This window comes from Streptomyces sp. NPDC111802 (assembly GCF_055634335.1).
The window spans coordinates 83790-99265 of record NZ_JBVKCZ010000020.1 but is presented as its reverse complement, the minus strand read 5'-3'; the positions used below and the strand labels follow the sequence as shown (position 1 = coordinate 99265).

At 68.6% G+C, this 15476-nt stretch carries 13 protein-coding genes and 2 pseudogenes; 7 read left to right on the top strand and 8 right to left on the bottom strand.

Annotated features, from left to right (window positions below; all coding sequences use genetic code 11):
* The first annotated feature begins 105 nt into the window (after positions 1–105).
* The gene (locus tag ACZ7NC_RS23015) at positions 106–954 is read left to right on the top strand and encodes a helix-turn-helix domain-containing protein (protein ID WP_471490814.1); all 849 of its coding nucleotides are present in this window, start codon (positions 106–108) and stop codon (positions 952–954) included.
* Positions 951–1202, top strand: a complete 252-nt coding sequence (locus tag ACZ7NC_RS23010) for a DUF397 domain-containing protein (RefSeq protein WP_471490813.1) — start codon at positions 951–953, stop codon at positions 1200–1202. The genes ACZ7NC_RS23015 and ACZ7NC_RS23010 overlap by 4 nt, the downstream gene beginning before the upstream one ends.
* Here the strand turns inward: ACZ7NC_RS23010 and ACZ7NC_RS23005 are convergent.
* The 3 genes from ACZ7NC_RS23005 to ACZ7NC_RS22995 are packed head-to-tail and all read right to left on the bottom strand — an operon-like array spanning position 1178 to position 5498.
* A complete protein-coding gene (locus ACZ7NC_RS23005) occupies positions 1178–4519 on the bottom strand; it encodes an NACHT domain-containing protein (protein ID WP_471490811.1) in 3342 nt (1113 codons plus the stop codon). The genes ACZ7NC_RS23010 and ACZ7NC_RS23005 overlap by 25 nt on opposite strands.
* Entirely contained in the window at positions 4516–4854 is a 339-nt protein-coding gene (locus ACZ7NC_RS23000; RefSeq protein WP_471490810.1) for a trypco2 family protein, read from the bottom strand. The genes ACZ7NC_RS23005 and ACZ7NC_RS23000 overlap by 4 nt, the downstream gene beginning before the upstream one ends.
* A 56-nt stretch (positions 4855–4910) precedes the next feature.
* On the bottom strand, positions 4911–5498 hold the full coding sequence (locus ACZ7NC_RS22995; RefSeq protein ID WP_471490808.1) for a TetR/AcrR family transcriptional regulator: 588 nt from the start codon (positions 5496–5498) through the stop codon (positions 4911–4913).
* Positions 5499–5616: 118 nt separating this feature from the next.
* On the opposite strand from ACZ7NC_RS22995, the gene ACZ7NC_RS22990 reads away from it, so the two are divergent.
* Entirely contained in the window at positions 5617–6576 is a 960-nt protein-coding gene (locus ACZ7NC_RS22990) for an alpha/beta hydrolase family protein (protein ID WP_471490807.1), read from the top strand.
* Between the two features lie 113 nt (positions 6577–6689).
* Positions 6690–7439, top strand: coding sequence for an intradiol ring-cleavage dioxygenase (locus tag ACZ7NC_RS22985; RefSeq protein WP_471490805.1), 750 nt, complete (start codon positions 6690–6692; stop codon positions 7437–7439).
* 65 nt (positions 7440–7504) lie between these two features.
* On the opposite strand, the gene ACZ7NC_RS22980 is transcribed toward ACZ7NC_RS22985, so the two are convergent.
* From ACZ7NC_RS22980 to ACZ7NC_RS22960, 5 genes and pseudogenes are all read right to left on the bottom strand, one after another.
* Positions 7505–8161 (bottom strand): DUF4360 domain-containing protein, encoded by a 657-nt coding sequence (locus ACZ7NC_RS22980; protein WP_471490803.1) that lies wholly within the window; start codon positions 8159–8161, stop codon positions 7505–7507.
* A 364-nt stretch (positions 8162–8525) separates the two neighbouring features.
* Complete coding sequence (gene arfA, locus ACZ7NC_RS22975; RefSeq protein WP_471490802.1) at positions 8526–10040, bottom strand: arabinosylfuranosidase ArfA; 1515 nt, start codon at positions 10038–10040, stop codon at positions 8526–8528.
* Positions 10041–10088: 48 nt separating this feature from the next.
* Positions 10089–10922, bottom strand: a complete 834-nt coding sequence (locus ACZ7NC_RS22970) for a carbohydrate ABC transporter permease (protein ID WP_471490801.1) — start codon at positions 10920–10922, stop codon at positions 10089–10091.
* Positions 10919–11542 (bottom strand): annotated as a pseudogene (locus ACZ7NC_RS22965) (carbohydrate ABC transporter permease); the annotation flags it as partial. The pseudogene ACZ7NC_RS22965 and the gene ACZ7NC_RS22970, both read right to left, overlap by 4 nt.
* A gap of 1 nt (position 11543) precedes the next feature.
* Positions 11544–11948, bottom strand: a pseudogene (locus ACZ7NC_RS22960) (extracellular solute-binding protein); the annotation flags it as partial.
* A gap of 266 nt (positions 11949–12214) precedes the next feature.
* Here ACZ7NC_RS22960 and ACZ7NC_RS22955 point away from each other — a divergent pair.
* The 3 genes from ACZ7NC_RS22955 to ACZ7NC_RS22945 are packed head-to-tail and all read left to right on the top strand — an operon-like array spanning position 12215 to position 15472.
* Complete coding sequence (locus ACZ7NC_RS22955) at positions 12215–12826, top strand: toxin-antitoxin system, toxin component family protein (RefSeq protein ID WP_471490799.1); 612 nt, start codon at positions 12215–12217, stop codon at positions 12824–12826.
* Positions 12823–14052 (top strand): MAB_1171c family putative transporter, encoded by a 1230-nt coding sequence (locus ACZ7NC_RS22950; RefSeq protein ID WP_471490797.1) that lies wholly within the window; start codon positions 12823–12825, stop codon positions 14050–14052. The genes ACZ7NC_RS22955 and ACZ7NC_RS22950 overlap by 4 nt, the downstream gene beginning before the upstream one ends.
* A complete protein-coding gene (locus ACZ7NC_RS22945; RefSeq protein ID WP_471490796.1) occupies positions 14045–15472 on the top strand; it encodes an FAD-dependent oxidoreductase in 1428 nt (475 codons plus the stop codon). Before ACZ7NC_RS22950 ends, ACZ7NC_RS22945 begins: the two co-directional genes overlap by 8 nt.
* Positions 15473–15476 lie beyond the last annotated feature (4 nt).

Sequence of the window (15476 nt, the reverse complement as noted above, 5' to 3'; positions counted from 1 at the left end):
CAGTTCACCAGGTGAGCGGCGCGTACGGTGCGGGAGCGTACGCGGTTACGGACTGGACAGTACTCGTCACCAACCGTGACCATGGGCGACGGGAGGTGACCAACAGTGGTCGATGGTGCGGTGGGGACGGGTGCGGTCACGGGCGGGGAGCCGGAGTCGTCGGACAGTCTGCGGACGTTCGGAGCGGTCGTGCAAGCGTTGCGGGAGCATGCGGGGCTGAGCCGGGAGGAGTTCGGGGATCGGGTGGGGCTGTCCAAACACACGGTGGCCTCGGTGGAGTTGGGGCGGCGGATGCCGGATCCGCAGTTCGCCGAGCGGGCGGAGGGGGTGCTGGGGAACACGGGCGCCTTGCAGCGGGCGGCACGACATCTAGCTCGGCAGCCGGGGTTGGCGGCGTGGTTTCGGCGGTGGGCGCGGTTGGAGGCGACGGCGATCACGCTGTGCACCTACGAGTGCCGTCTGATTCCGGGGTTGTTGCAGACGGAGGCGTACGCCCGTCAGTTGTTCGTCGACGAGCTGCCACCGCTGACCGACGAACAGATCGAGGCCCAGTGGGGGGCGCGGGCGGAACGGCAGAGGCTGTTGCGGGAACGGCCCAACACGGAGTTCAGCTTCATCCTAGAAGAGCACTTGTTCCTGCGGCGTACAGGCGGAGTGGAGGCCTCTCGCGAGCTCATCGACCACGTGCTGGAGATCGGACAACTCCGAAACGTCGAGATCCAGGTCATGCCGCTGATCCGGGAGTCACATGCCGGACTGCACGGCCCCATCCGCCTTCTGGAGACGCCGGAGATCCGGTGGTTCGCCTACAACGAAGGTCAGGAAAGTGGGCAGCTCATCTCCGACTCAAAGGTGGTGAGCGTCCTCCAGAGGCGGTATGCCAAGATGCGTGCACAGGCTCTCAACCCCGAAGACTCCGTGGGCCTGTTGCAGCGTCTGCGAGGAGACCTATGAGCGGCACGGAACTGGCCTGGTTCAAGAGCAGCTACAGCAGCGGATCCGGCGACGACTGCGTAGAGGTGGCCCTCGCCTGGCACAAGTCCAGCTACAGCAGCGGTGGTTCCGGCGACTGCGTAGAGGTAGCCACCTGCCCCCACACCATCCACGTCCGCGACTCCAAGACCCCGGAGGAGCGTCAGCTGGCGCTTTCGCCGGAGGCGTGGGGAGCCTTCGTCTGCTACGCATCAAACACCATCAGCTGATTGGTGAAGCGGGCGCCGAACGCTTCGGCGCCCACGATGCGAGGTTGTGCCGTGGCAACGCCATCGACACAAATCTCCAGATCGGGAAGGTCTAGCAGGACCGTCAGGTCGAGTGGCGCCGCGAAATCCCCCCTGAGCATCAGTGTCAGTTCTTCCAGGCTCGGAAAGACGCGACGCAGCTGCGTCATGTGGGCGTAGTTCGACAGCCCGCTGAACGTCAGATCCCGAATGTTGGGGAGCGGCGCAAGGGTGGTCAGGTGATGGAGCGATGTCATCGAGAGACCGAGCCGCGTCAACTGTGGCGCTTGAGATGCAGCGCGCAGAATCTTTGAAGCGCTCTGGTTTTCGCCCCGAACCTGCAAGTCCTCCAGGCTCGTCCAGCCATCCAGGTCCTCGAACCATTCGTCGCTGTCGGACTCCAACGACAGCTCGCGCACCCCTTGAAGCGGTCGCAGTGCCCTCCAACCGCCGCTGGGAACCCCTTGGAGCCGAAGGCGCTCAAGGCTGTGGAGATCGTCCAGATGCCTGAGCTCAGTACTGGCTATTCCATCCACGTTCAGCTGGAGGCTTCGCAGACCCAGGTTGGGCAGGGCAGAGAGATCCCGCAATGCCGTGCAGCCAATCACGGTGAGTGAACTCAGATCTTGCTGCTTCCGCAAGAAGTCAAGGTGCTCCAACTCCTTGTTCTGCCAAACACCGATCTCGTTGACTCTTCGTGTCGGCAAGTGAGCGTCAAGTTCTTCCACAGGGTACGACCCCATCGCGATGATCCCAGGGAAAGGGCCTGTGAGTGGCAGTTGAGCCAGCTGCGAACGGTTGTAGACGATCAGGTCCCGGATATCGGAACCCTTCAGTACTTCACGGGCGTATTCCTCGACAGGATGGTGCTGCCAGCCGCTGACGACCATATGATCGACATGCAATTCCGGACGCATCGCGAATTGCTTGAGTTTACGCCGCGCCTCCGCCGAACGAATCCGTGCAAGGGCATGAGCGGTCCACACGGCATTGTTCTGGTTCACCCCGTCCGGTCCCGGCAACAGCTCTACGGCCCACGCACCCAGGCCCGCGATGTCGCTGGACTCCCCGGGCGTTTGCGGTGGCATCAAGGCACCGACCCGCTCCCGCACCACGCCCATCACTCCAGCGTCCAGTGACGTCCGGCTGGTCACGCACTGAGCGGCGAGCACATTGAAGTACCACTTCCTCTCACGCTGCTCGGCGGCCTCCCCCAACTCGACGATTCCTTCGATGAGGCGCTGCGCATCCTTGCGTGTCGCATGACCGACGGCCAGCACGATCACATCCCGCCAGACCTCGTTGCCCGCCTCTTTCAGGAGTTCGAGAAGGTATCCGGTCTCGTGGAACTCCTTGGCCGCAAGGAAGTCCTGGAACGTACGGTGGATGAACTCGACCGTGTCATCGGTCCGTTCGTGGATCAAGCCGCTGCGTTCGAGCAGGAACTTCAGGACTCGGGCGGGTGCAGTTCCGGCATCGAGCTGCTGCATGTCCCGCATCGCGAGCTGGAGTTGCTTGGTCGCCTCCTCGTGGGTCATCTGCTGCTGCCCGGTGCGCACAAGCCAGATGGCGAGCCGTTGCAGCAGGTCGTGCAGTGCCTCCGATTCGAGGTCGAGGTCATCGGGGCGGGCGACACCGCGTCCGGCGTCGCGGCCGCCGAGGAGCATGGCGAGGGCCGCTCGGTACAGCGACCACCGCGTCGTCGGAAGAAGGCCGCGACGGCTGCGGTGCAACGCGCAGATCACGGCGCACAGGAGCGGCGTGCGGGCGAGGTCACGAAGCGCCATGTTCTGCCCGAGTTGGTGGGCGAGATCCTGCTCAAGGATGGTGAGGAGTTCCCGCTCGTCGGCACAACGTCGGGCCTCGTAGACGTGCTCGCACTCCAGGCGGGCCGCGTCATGCCACTGAGTGACGAAGTCCTGGATGTCCTCGTCGCTCATGGGCAGCAGCGTCAGCTCGGTGAAGCCCTCCGCGCGGAGCCAGTCCTTGTCGACCGCGTCCGGCCGGACGGTTGCCAGGCACCGGGTGCGCGGGTACCGGTCGAGGAGCATGAACAGCCAGCTGCGGGCCTTTTCCCGTTCCTGAGGGGGGACCTCGTCCAGTCCGTCCACCAGGAGCAGTCCTCGCTGGGCCTCCAGGACGCGGCTGGCCCAGCCTTCCGGCGCGTCGTCCGTGATGACCCTCCCGGCGGAAAGGAGTTCCGACACCGCCGGGAACCGGCCGCCTCGCGCGTACACCTCCCGCATGGGGACGACGAAGGGCACGAGGCCGTTCAGTTCCGCGAGGTTCTCATTGAGCGTGCCGTTCGCCGCGTGGGCGGCGAGCCACCAGACGAGGGTGGTCTTGCCGGCACCCGCCTGACCGCGCAGCAGGACGCGGGGGCGTTCTGTCAGCAGTGTGTCGATGCGCTGCGCCGAGGACCCGGTTCCCTTGCGGATAGCTCGGGCCGTTTCGCCGTGAACTTGTTCGCTGTGCGGGGCGCCGGCCTCGGCTTCCAGGCTCAGGTACGCGGTGTCGAGGTCCCAGCGGGACTCGGTGCGGCCGAGTTCCTCGATGCCGAAGATCTCCGTCTTGCGGTACTGCGCGGCCAGGTCCTTGGCGTACCGGGCCTCGAACAGTTCGTCCTTCGGGTGGACGTCGGTGATCTCCTCGACCTTGAGCTCGAAGGTACCCAGCCATCTGAGGGCCTCCACCGTGGCCAGGACGGCTTCGACGGGAGCCGCGTCGACCCTGTGGTGGAGACGCCCGCGGGGCACCTGAGTGACCACACCCAGAAGCACGGGGCCGGCGAAGACAGGGGCTCCCGACAGCCCGCTCAGCGGTGACTTCGTACGGTCGCGTTCGTCGGCGGCGGGCCGGTCGAATTCACAGACGATCACGTTCCTCATCCGGCCTGCCATGGGCAGCACGCTCGCCCGGAAGTGGTCGTACTCGAGATCCTGGCCCTGGTCTCCGTAGCGCTGGACCTCAGGAAGGCCGACGATGTCGCAGTCCGGCAGATGAGAGCGGGTGGCGACTCTGCCGAGCCGCATCCGGCCCAGGGGGGCGGCACGCTCGGGGGTGATCACGTCCGACGCGGCGAACAGCAGGGCGGCGTCGAGGGACGTGTCAGCCCACACGACCTCGCACTTCACGGGCTTCGCGATCGACGGGTGGATCACCTCGACGACCTCGTTGCCGCCCACCACATGCCGCGCGGTGAGGACCAGCCTGCCGTGCAGGAGCACCCCGCTGCCCTGCCCGTGCTCCGTAAGGACCGCGACGACCCGGTCCAGCGCCTTCCCCCCGGTCAATGTCACTGCTCTTCGTCACTCCTGCCGAAGCGAGCCACACTTCCCCTGTTGTCGTTGCGCACCTTCCAGGGCTGCCCGGTACGGGAGTCCAGTGCCCTGAGGGTGACCGCCACCCGGTGGGTGCGCGTACTGCCGACGCCTCCATCGGCACCGGCCTCGACCACCCACGCCTTGACCTTCACGCCGCCCTTGATCTCCTTGCGCAGCTCGACGCTGAACTCCAGCTCGATGTCGCCCACTTCGAAGGTCACGTCCTGGTCGGCCGAGCGAGCCGCCGCGGTGATCAGTTCGTCCCGTACCGCCTGCACGGCGTCGGCCAGTTCAATCCGATGGTCCGTCATGTGCCCAACGCTAGAGAGCCGTTGGACCATGCCGCCATCGGTTCACACCAAACGAATCAGAACGATCGGCGAAGCCCCGCGATGAGGAGTTCAACCAGTCGGCGCGCGTCGTAGCGGGGGTCGCTGTCCGCGCCGATGCAGAGGTTGCCGACGCCGCGCATGAGCTCGTACGCCTCGATGCCGGGGCGGATCTCGCCGGCGGCGGCCGCGGCTTCGAGCAACTCGGTGCAGACGGGGAGGAGGCGGTTGAGGAAGTAGGTGTGCAGCGTCTCGAAGCCGGCGCTGTCGGACAGCACACCGGCGAGGCCGTGCTTGGTGACCAGGAAGTCGACGAAGAGGTCGATCCACTGACTCAGCGCGGTGAACGGGGAGTCGGCACCGGCCAGCAGCCGAGGGCCCGCCTCGGCGCACGCCTCGATCTGGTGCCGATAGACGGCGGTGACGAGGTCCGCCCGGGTCGGGAAGTGGCGGTAGATCGTGCCCATCCCGACCCCCGCCTTGGCCGCGATCTGGCGGATCGGCGCGTCGACGCCCGAGGTGACGAAGACCTCGGCGGCCGCGGCGAGCAGCGTCTGCTGGTTGCGCTGCGCGTCGGCCCGCTTGGTTCGGGGCGGCGTCTTCCCGGCCGGGTTCTCGCTGGACATCAGGCATTCCTCTTGCACAGTTGACAAAGCGGAACAGTGCTCCGGATACTAAATGGAGCAGCGTTCCGGTTCAGATTAGTCGAACCGGGCACTTCCGACCACCCTGAGGGGAAGCGCCATGCCCGCATCCACACAGCTCACCGCCGTCGACCCGGCCGCGCCGGTACTGTCGTACGGCCCGGTGGTGCTGCCCATCCCCGGACGCCCCGTGGACCTGCACCTCCGCGTCACCGCACCGGCGACCGGGGCCGACCTGCCCGTCATCCTTCTGTCCCACGGTCACGGCCCCTCGCACCATCTCTCCTCGCTGAACGGCTACGCGCCGCTCGCGAACCTCTGGGCGGCGCACGGGTTCGTCGTCGTCCAGCCCACCCACCTCAGCTCCAGCAGCCTGAGCCACCTCGTCGCCGACGCCCCCGGGGCACCCTTCTTCTGGCGTGCACGCGCCGAGGACATGACGCACATCCTCGACCGGTTCGACGCGATCGAGACCGCCGTCCCACAGCTGGCCGGACGCGTGGACCGCACCCGGGTCGCCGTCGCCGGGCACTCGCTCGGCGGTCACACCGCCGGGCTCCTGCTGGGGGCGCGCAACGCCGACCCCGACACGGGGGAAGCGGTGAACCTGCTCGAACCCCGCATCACCGCGGGTGTGCTGCTGGCGGCGCCCGGCAGGGGCGGCGACATCCTGAACGGCCCCATGGCCGAGGCCATCTCGTTCGTCCACTCGTCCGACTTCTCCACCATGACCACCCCCGCCCTGGTCGTCGTCGGCGACAAGGACGACGCCCGGCACTTCACGGACATCGGGCCGGACTGGCACGCCGACCCCTACCACCTGGCGCCCTCGCCCAAGACCCTGCTCACCCTGTTCGGCGCGGAGCACGGACTCGGCGGGATCGCCGGATACGACGCCGCCGAGACCACCGACGAGAATCCCGCGCTCGTCACCGCCCTCGGCCGCCTCGTCTCGGCCTACCTCCGCACCGTGTTCGACCCCGCCGACGGCGCCTGGCGGGCGACGAGCGAGGCGTTGACGACCGGCATCGACGCCGTCGGACGCGTGGAGTCCAAGTAGTCGGCCGGGCCCGGGGGCAGGGGAAAACACCTGACCGGCAAGGAACTTGACGGGCGCTCACTTTGCTCAACTGACAGCCCATCAACAGCTTCCGTCCCTACCGTGCCGTGTCCATGACAGACACTTCCAAGGCAACCACCGCGATCGGACGCCGCACCGTACTGATCGCCACCGGCGCCACCGCCGCGGCCCTGACAGTAGGCGCGGCAGCGCCCGAAGCGGCCGGCCCGGCCCCCGTCGCCGCCGCGGCCGTCTGCACCCTCACGAAGGAGATGACCGAAGGCCCCTACTACCTCGACGGACAACTGGTCCGCGCCGACATCAGCGAGGACAAGACCGGCATCCCGCTGGAGCTCACCCTCACCGTCGTCGACGACAGCACCTGCGCGCCCCTGAACAGCGCCCTGGTGGAGATCTGGCACTGCGACGCCCTCGGCGAGTACTCCGGCTTCGTCGGCAACAACGGCCATGACGAGCCCGACAACGGCACCTTCCTGCGCGGCGGCGTGCTCACCGGTCCGGACGGCGTCGCGCGCCTCACGACCGTGTATCCCGGCTGGTACCGCGGCCGGTGCGTCCACATCCACGTCAAGGTGCACACCGACGTCACGCTCACCGACGACGGCTCGTTCACCGGCGGTCAGGAACTCCACACCGGCCAGCTCTTCTTCGACGAGACGATCACGAATCGGGTCGCCGCGCTCGCCGCCTACGCCGCGAACACCGTCCCGCGCACCACCCTCGCCCAGGACGGCATCTACGACGACGGAGGCGCCGCGTCCGGGCTGCTGACCCTGAGCGCACTGGGCAGTTCGCCTTCGGCGGGCTACGCGGGGACGCTCACCCTGGGCGTGGACAGCTGACCCGAGACAACCGCGACCATCGGGCCGCGCCCGCTTCGTTCGGCGGACGCGGCCCGAGGTGTGCGCTACTTGCCCGGGCACTCCTTCCACGCCAGGTGGTACACGGTGCTGATGTCGCCGTCGGTCGAGTCCATGGTCATGAAGCTGACCTTGCTCGGCGAGGACGAGCCGAGGTTCACCCTCAGCTCGGTGTTGATGTTGAAGTTGCGCTGCTTACCGCAGGGCGCCCAGATCAGTTGGGCCCAGTCGGTCTCGTCGGTGGCCTGCCAGTTGTCGTTGAGGGGGCCGCTGTACGGGTGGTTGCGGTACTGCGTGTTCGGTGAGCCCTGGAAGTAGTACGAGGCTCTCTGCATGGCGCTCGCGCCGGACTGGAGGGCGGCGAAGCCGCGGTAGTCGGCGCTGGCGATGGCGTACGTGAAACCGCCGGGGACGTGCACGACCAGGCTGAGCTGGCAGTTCTTGCGGAACGCCGTCGGGTCGGAGTTGCCGCCGACCTGAGCGAGGTAGTCGCTGTAGGTCACGGTGAAGGCGGTGTTGTCCTCGGAGACGGCGACCGCCGTGGTGCCCTGGGGACAGCCGGAGCCGTTCACCGTGGCGACCTTGATGACGATCTTGTCCGGCGGCGGGCTGTCGAACGGCGACGCTTGCGCGGGCAGCGCGGTGGTGAGGAGGGCGGCGAGCGCGCCGCCGCTCAGCAGGAGGCGCAGGAGTCCACGTGCCATGGATCTCTCCTTGGGGAGGGGGGTGGCTGCGCCTGCGGCCCCAAGTCGGCCTCACCGACTCTTCGTTGAGAATTTGAAGAAACAGTGAGGTTCCTGTGAAGGCCGAAGGCGTACGCATCGTAGGAGTCATGCGCATGACCGCCAGCAGCCAACTCCAGCCATTTACCGGCCGGTTGAGCGGAGCAGGATCAGGTCATTCACAGCCGCACATCATGCCGTCCCCCGGATTCACTCCTGACTCCCTTCGCGTGATGGCCTCGGAGGCCCGAGCGGTACACGTCCATATGCAGGTGCACACGGATGTGACGCTCACCGACCACTCGTACACAGGCGGCGGGATCATTCACACATCAACCCGGCTCGGTCAGCTCAGCCGGATCACGTTCCAGGACAGCGGTTCCAGTACGGCGGTGAGGTGTCCGTCCTTCAGCGCGGTGCCCTCGACCCGGTGCGGGGTGACCCGCTCGGGGTCGTCGAGGGTGTTGCGGGCGTCCGGGTCGGCGTCCGCGAGGGCGCTGTGCTCGACGACCCGGGTGAGGTCGAGGCCGTTCAGGGAGATGTCGAGCGGGAGGGCTTCGCTGCGGCCGCGGTTGACGGCGAAGACGGTGACCGAGCCGTCGTCGGCGCGTACGGCGGTGGCGTGCAGGAGGTCGGCCTCGCCGTACTTCTTCGTCTCGTACGTCGGGGAGTCGACCCGGACGTCCAGGACCTGGCCGCGGCCGTACCTGGACGCCTGGGCGAAGGGGAAGAAGGTCGTCTGCCGCCACGCCGGGCCGCCCGGCTCGGTCATGATCGGGGCGATGACGTTCACGAGCTGAGCGAGGCAGGCGACGGTGACACGGTCGGCATGCCGCAGCAGCGCGATGAGGAGCGAGCCGAAGACGACGGCGTCCAGGACGCTGTAGTTGTCCTCCAGCAGCCGGGGTGCCTCCGGCCAGTCCTCCGGGTCGTGGGCCTCGGCGTGTTCATCCCAGCGGGAGAGGTACCAGACGTTCCACTCGTCGAAGGAGAGGTTGATCTTCTTCTTGGATTTCAGACGGGCGCCGACGTGGTCGCAGGTCGCGACGACGTTCTCGATGAAGGACTCCATGTCGACGGCCGAGGCGAGGAAGGAGTCGACATCGCCGTCGTGCGGCTCGTAGTAGGCGTGCAGGGAGATGTGGTCGACCAGGTCGTACGTCTCCTTGAGGACCGTCGCCTCCCACTCGGCGAACGTGGGCATGGACTGGCCGGAGGAGCCGCACGCCACGAGTTCGATCCGCGGGTCGATCTGGCGCATGGCGCGGGCCGTCTCGGCGGCGACCCTGCCGTACTCCTCGGCGGTCTTGTGGCCGGTCTGCCAGGGGCCGTCCATCTCGTTGCCCAGGCACCAGAGCCTGATGCCGAAGGGGTCCTTGTCGCCGTGGGTGACACGGAGGTCGGACAGGGCCGTGCCCGCGGGGTGGTTGGCGTACTCCTGGAGTTCGAGGGCCTCCGCGACACCGCGGGTGCCGAGGTTGACGGCCATCATGGGTTCGGCCTGGGGGCCGATCTTGCGGAGGAAGTCGATGTACTCGGAGAGGCCGAAGCGATTGGACTCCGTCGAGTGCCAGGCGAGGTCGAGGCGGCGGGGGCGCTCCGCTGCCGGGCCGACGGAATCCTCCCACTTGTAGCCCGACACGAAGTTGCCGCCGGGGTAGCGGATGGCTGTGACACCGAGTTCGCGGACCAGGTCGAGGACGTCCTGGCGCAGGCCCTTGTCGTCGGCTGTGGGGTGGTCGGGTTCGAAGATGCCGGTGTAGACGCAGCGGCCGAGGTGTTCGACGAAGCTGCCGAAGAGCCGGGGGTTGACCTGGCCGATCGTGAAGGCGGGGTCGAGGGTGAAGCGGGCGGTGTGCATGTTCGCCTTTCGAAGGGGGTGGTTCCGAGTCATTGGCGGCTGCGGGCCCTACTGACCCGCCAGGCCCGTGTGGGCCACGCCCGCCACGATCTGCCGCTGGAAGAAGACGAAGACGACGATCAGGGGCAGGCCCGCCATCAGACCGCCGGCCATCAGCTGGGCCCACTGGATGCCGTAGGAGTTCATGACGGTCGCGATGCCGTTCGGCATGGTCATCAGGTCGGGGTTGTTGGTCACCATGTAGGGCCACAGGAAGTTGTTCCAGGAGGCGATGAAGGTGAAGATGCCGACCGCAGCCAGGGAGGGGCGGGCCAGCGGGACGACGATCGTGAAGAACACCCGCCAGCGGCCCGCGCCGTCGATGAACGCGGCCTCCTCCAGCTCGCGCGGGACGCCCTGGAAGAACTTGTAGAGGATGTAGACCATCGCCGCTGGCGCGCACTGCGGCAGGATCATGCCCCAGTACGTGTCGACCATCCCCATCTGCTGGACCGTGGTGAACAGGGGTACGCCGAGGACCGCAGGGGAGATCATCAGGCCCGCCATGACGACGCCCACGAGAACGCCCTTGCCGCGGAACTCCGTGCGGGCGAAGCCGTATCCGGCGAGGGCGGCCACGAACAGCACCACGGACGTCACGCACACCGAGACGACCAGGGAGTTCACGAACCAGTCGGTGATGTTGCCGGTCTCGAACAGGGCCGTCCACGCCTGGCCCGTCCAGTCCCTCGGCAGCCAGTGCGGGGGCACTTCCACCGCCTCGGTCTCGGACTTCAGCGAGGTGAACAGGCCCCAGGCGAAGGGCGCGAGGAAGACGACCGAGACGGCCGTACCGAGGAGGGTGAGCACGATCTGGCTGGGTGTCCACGCCTTGGTGGTCATCGGGCGGCGCCCTCCTCACGGTTGCGCAGCAGCCGCATCCTCGCGAGGGCGACGACCGCGATGAGCACGAAGAAGATGAGGGAGATCGCGGAGGCGTAGCCCACGCGGTAGCTGGTGAAGCCCTCTTCGAGGGTGTACTGCACGAAGGTGCGGGTGGCGTTCTCCGGTCCGGGGCCGAAGTCCATCATCACGACCGCCTGGTCGAAGACCTGGAGCGAGGCCAGGATCTGGAGGGTGATGACAAGGCCGGTGATGTTGCGCAGCATCGGCAGGGTGATGTGGACCATGCGGTGCCAGGCGTTGGCGCCGTCGAGCTTGGCCGCCTCGTAGAGATGGCCGGGGATGGACTGGAGCGCGGCGAGGTAGAGCAGGAAGCTGAAGCCGACCGTCCACCACAGGGTGGTGATGACGATGGCGAGCATGGCGTACGACTTGTCGGTCAGCCACGCGGTCTCGATGCCGAAGACATGGTTGATCATTCCCGTGCCGGGGTTGAACAGCCACTGCCACAGGTTGCCGGCGACGGTGGAGGGCAGGAGGAAGGGCGCGAAGAAGCACAGGCGCCACAGCCATGTGACGCGCTCGATGTGGTGGGCGAGCATCGCCAGCAGGAAGGCGAGGGTCCTGTTCGCGTACGCCGTACTCGGCGAGCAGTTCGACGTCCCAGGGGTCGAGGAGACGGCCGGGTGAGAAGCCGGTGACGCGGCCGAGGTGCATCACGCCGAGGTCGGGGGCGCGGTTGCCGGCGGCGGCCATGGCGAGCTTGGTGTAGAAGGGGTTGCCCCACTGGAGGGTGGAGTTCTTGACGTCGATGCCGGGGTGCGCCTGCCGGAAGGCGTCCAGCATCGCGATCATGTTGGAGCCGTCGCCGCCGCTGAACAGGTTCCAGTAGCGCACCCGGGTGTCGGCGCTGGAGGCGAGCGCGTCGGCGCCGGTGCCCAGTGCCGCGAAGCCGAAGCTGCCGGCCACCGCCAATCCGCCCGCGGTGGCCAGAAGTTGCCTGCGATTCAGGTCAGGTCGTCCCATTGCCTGCCCTTACTGTTCGACTTTGTTCGACATATCGAATTGCGCCCGTAACTTCGAACGGGACCGTAGGGTGGAAGCGCTTTCTAGTCAATGCCCTGTGCACGAATTCCGTGCGGTGACCGTCGGCCCGGTGAAACACGGCGGTCGTTCCCGATGGCTACGCGGTCGTTCCCGGTTGAACAACGGTCGCCGGATCACATGACGCGGACACTTTGGGCCGCGTAGGCTCGAACGGCCCGCCGAGCGGCGGAGGAACAGGGGGTGCGATGGACATCGCGGGCGCGCGCGAGAGGGCGGCCCGGGTCGCTTCGGTGCTACGGCTGCGGCGTTCTCACACCGCTTCCGCGATGCGCGACCTGGCCTCCGATCTGAGCGCGGCCGTGCGTGCCAGACCCCACCCCCCGAAAGACGTCGGCGAGTTGTGCCACGCCCTGTGCGCGGAGATGAGCGCGCGGCGCGGCGGGCGGCCCGTGGAGCTGCGGTTCGAGCGGTTTCCTGACGAGATCGAAGTGACCGGGCTGTGGGTGGAGTTCCAGGACTTCGACCTGGTCATCGTCGAGGAGCGGGCCGAGGCGGTGCAGCGACTGGTCGTCCTGGGCCATGAGTTGTGGCATCTGCACGCCGGGCACGGCCACCACCACACGGACGGCACGGCTGCCGCGCACGCCCTCGCGGGCACGTCCGGCTGGCGGGACACGGCCCTCGCGGTGGCCGCGCGCACCGGCTCCCGGGAGCGGGACGAGGCCGAGGCCGACGACTTCGGGCACCGGCTGGCCGCCGCCTTCCGGCCGCTGCTGTCCCGGCAGGGCTCGAACGCGCCGCTCGGCCCGCTACAGCGTTCGCTGGGCTATCGCGGGAGCGGGAGGGCGACACGGTGAGCACCGGGCTGGCACAGGACCCCTCCAGCGTCCTCGGCGAGGTGTACATCTCGTTCTGGATCCCCACCGTCGTACTGACCGCCGCGCTCGCGATCAAGCTGCCCACCATCATCCGGCTCTGGCGGGACCCGCTGCTGCGCGCGGTCGGCGGCCTGCTGCTGCTCGCCTGTGCCGTGTTCGTCTTCGCGGCCCCGTCGACGATCGCCTGGGTCAACCGTGTCACGGGCGTCCCGAACAGCGCGGCGCCCCTGGTGTACTCCCTGCTCACCGCGTTCTGCGGCTCCTGTCTGCTGCTGATCATCGCCTGGCGCAACGGCCTGTCCGACCGCAGCGCCGAGACCCGCCGCGCGATGCGCCTCGTCATCTGCGCGTACGCGGGTGTGATCGTGGCGCTCTGGGTGCTCTTCGCCCTGGCCGACGCGCCCGTGGAGCGGGTGCGGGACCTGGACACGTACTACGCCAACACGCCGTTCATGCGCGAGGAGACGCTCCTCTATCTGCTCGCGCACTGCACCGCCGTCCTCATCACCTCCCGGCTGATCTGGAACTGGGTGCGCACGGACGGCCTGGACGCCTGGCTGCGCTGGGGGCTGGTGTGCCTGGGCGTCGGCTACGCCCTCAACCTCATCTTCGACGCGGCCAAGCTGACCGCCGTCGTCAGCCGCTGGACCGGCAACGACCTGGACTGGCTCAGCACCGATCTGGCGCCGCCGGTCGCCTGTCTGTCCGCCATCCTGATCGCGGTGGGATTCATCCTCCCGCACGCCGGCCAGTACCTGCACGACCGCTGGCGGGTCCGCCTCGCCCACCACCAACTGCGGCCCCTGTATCTGCTGATGCGGTCCGTCAACGGCTACGGCGTGCCGTTCGTCTGGCGCTCGTCGCCCGAGCTGCGGCTGATCCGGCGCGAGACCTTCATCCGGGACGTCCTGCTGCCGCTGGCCCGGCACATCGACGAGGAGCTGCACACGCGGTCGTACGACGCCGCGCTCGGCCTCGGCTTCACGCCCGGCCGTGCGAAGGCGCTGGCCGCCGCCGTGACCATCCAGGACGCCGCCCACCGCAGGAGCCGGGCCCCGGACGAGGGCGGCAGGGGCCACCCCGACACCGCGGACCTCCTCCAGGAGATCGGGGCCGTCTCCCGAGCCCTCCGCCACCCCGAAGAGATCGAAGCGGTCCGTGCCCTCACGGCCGCCCCAGCAGGAAACGTGCCCGTACATGACTGACCGTCCCACCACCGCCGTCGTACTCGGCGGCTCCCTCTCCGGCATGCTCGCCGCCCGCGCGCTGGCCGACGTCGCCGACCACGTCACCGTGGTGGAACGCGACGTACTGCCGACCGGGCCCGAACCGCGCAAGGGCCTGCCGCAGGCCCGGCACGTCCACCAGCTGTGGTCGGGCGGGGCGCGCGCCCTGGAGGAGCTGTTGCCCGGCATCGTCGGACGGCTGCAGGGCGCGGGGGCGCACCGGCTGCCGGTGACCACGGACATCGTGGCGCTGTCGCCGTACGGCTGGTTCCGGCGGTGGGCCGAGTCGCACCACATGCTGCTGTGCGGCCGGGACCTGCTGGACGCGACGATTCGGGCGGCCGTCCTCGCCGACGAACGCGTCGAGCTGCTCCAGGGGACCGAGGTGCTCGGGCTGATCGGTACGGACGCGGCCGTGCGAGGCGTCAGGATCCGCGCCCACGACGGTGCCGCAGTGTCGTCTTCCCCGTCCGCCGCGGCTGCCGAGCGGATCCTCACGGCCGATCTGGTCGTCGACGCCACGGGACGCGGCTCGCGTGCGGCGGGCTGGCTGACGGGGCTCGGGCTGCCGGCGGTCCAGCGGCGTGAGGTCGACTCCGGGGTGGCGTACGCGAGTCGGGTGTTCCGGGCGCCGGAGGCGGCGCGTGAAGGGTTCCCGGTCGTCAACGTCCAGCCGGACCCGCGGGCCGGGAAGCCCGGGTGCGGGGGCGTGCTCCAGCCCATCGAGGACGGGCGGTGGCTCGTCACGCTGTTCGGCTCCCGGGGCGGCGAACCCCCCACCGGGGCCGACGACTTCCTGCCGTACGCCCGTGAGCGGCTGCGGCACCCCGTCATCGCCGAACTGCTCGCGCACGCCGAGCCGTTGACCGACGTGGCGTACACGCGGACGACCGCCAACCGGCGCCACCACTACGAGCGGATGCCGGCCTGGCCCGACAACTTCGCCGTACTCGGGGACGCGCTGTGCGCACTCAACCCGATCTACGGGCACGGCATGTCCGTCGCCGCCCAGGGCGCGCTCGCCCTGCGCGACACGGTACGGCGGCACGGCTGGGGATCGGCCGGTCTGGCCCGCCGGATCCAGCGGGCGGTGGCGCGGCCGGCGTCGGCGGCGTGGGATCTGGCCCTCGGGATGGATGTCTTCTATCCCGGGGCGACCGCGGACGGCCCCACTGTGCGCGACCGGCTGGTGGCAGCGTACGTGGGCCGGCTGCTGTACACCGCCACCGGGAACGGGCGGATCGCTCGGCGAGTGACGGATGTGACGTCGTTGGAGCGGGGGGCGCAGGTGCTGCTGACGCCGTCCGTCGCGCTGGCGGCGCTGGTCGGCCCGCTCAAGCCGGCGTTGAGCGGGCCGCCGTTGACGGCGCAGGAGCTGAAGGCGGCGGGATTGCCGTAGCGCG

Bases quoted from the DNA above. Each gene is read 5' to 3' on its own strand.
- ACZ7NC_RS22980 (WP_471490803.1), bottom strand. From the start codon at position 8,161: ATGGCACGTGGACTCCTGCGCCTCCTGCTGAGCGGCGGCGCGCTCGCC.
- ACZ7NC_RS22945 (WP_471490796.1), top strand. From the start codon at position 14,045: ATGACTGACCGTCCCACCACCGCCGTCGTACTCGGCGGCTCCCTCTCC.
- ACZ7NC_RS22995 (WP_471490808.1), bottom strand. From the start codon at position 5,498: ATGTCCAGCGAGAACCCGGCCGGGAAGACGCCGCCCCGAACCAAGCGG.
- ACZ7NC_RS23010 (WP_471490813.1), top strand. From the start codon at position 951: ATGAGCGGCACGGAACTGGCCTGGTTCAAGAGCAGCTACAGCAGCGGA.
- ACZ7NC_RS22970 (WP_471490801.1), bottom strand. From the start codon at position 10,922: ATGACCACCAAGGCGTGGACACCCAGCCAGATCGTGCTCACCCTCCTC.
- ACZ7NC_RS22985 (WP_471490805.1), top strand. From the start codon at position 6,690: ATGACAGACACTTCCAAGGCAACCACCGCGATCGGACGCCGCACCGTA.
- ACZ7NC_RS23000 (WP_471490810.1), bottom strand. From the start codon at position 4,854: ATGACGGACCATCGGATTGAACTGGCCGACGCCGTGCAGGCGGTACGG.
- ACZ7NC_RS22990 (WP_471490807.1), top strand. From the start codon at position 5,617: ATGCCCGCATCCACACAGCTCACCGCCGTCGACCCGGCCGCGCCGGTA.
- ACZ7NC_RS22955 (WP_471490799.1), top strand. From the start codon at position 12,215: ATGGACATCGCGGGCGCGCGCGAGAGGGCGGCCCGGGTCGCTTCGGTG.
- arfA (WP_471490802.1), bottom strand. From the start codon at position 10,040: ATGCACACCGCCCGCTTCACCCTCGACCCCGCCTTCACGATCGGCCAG.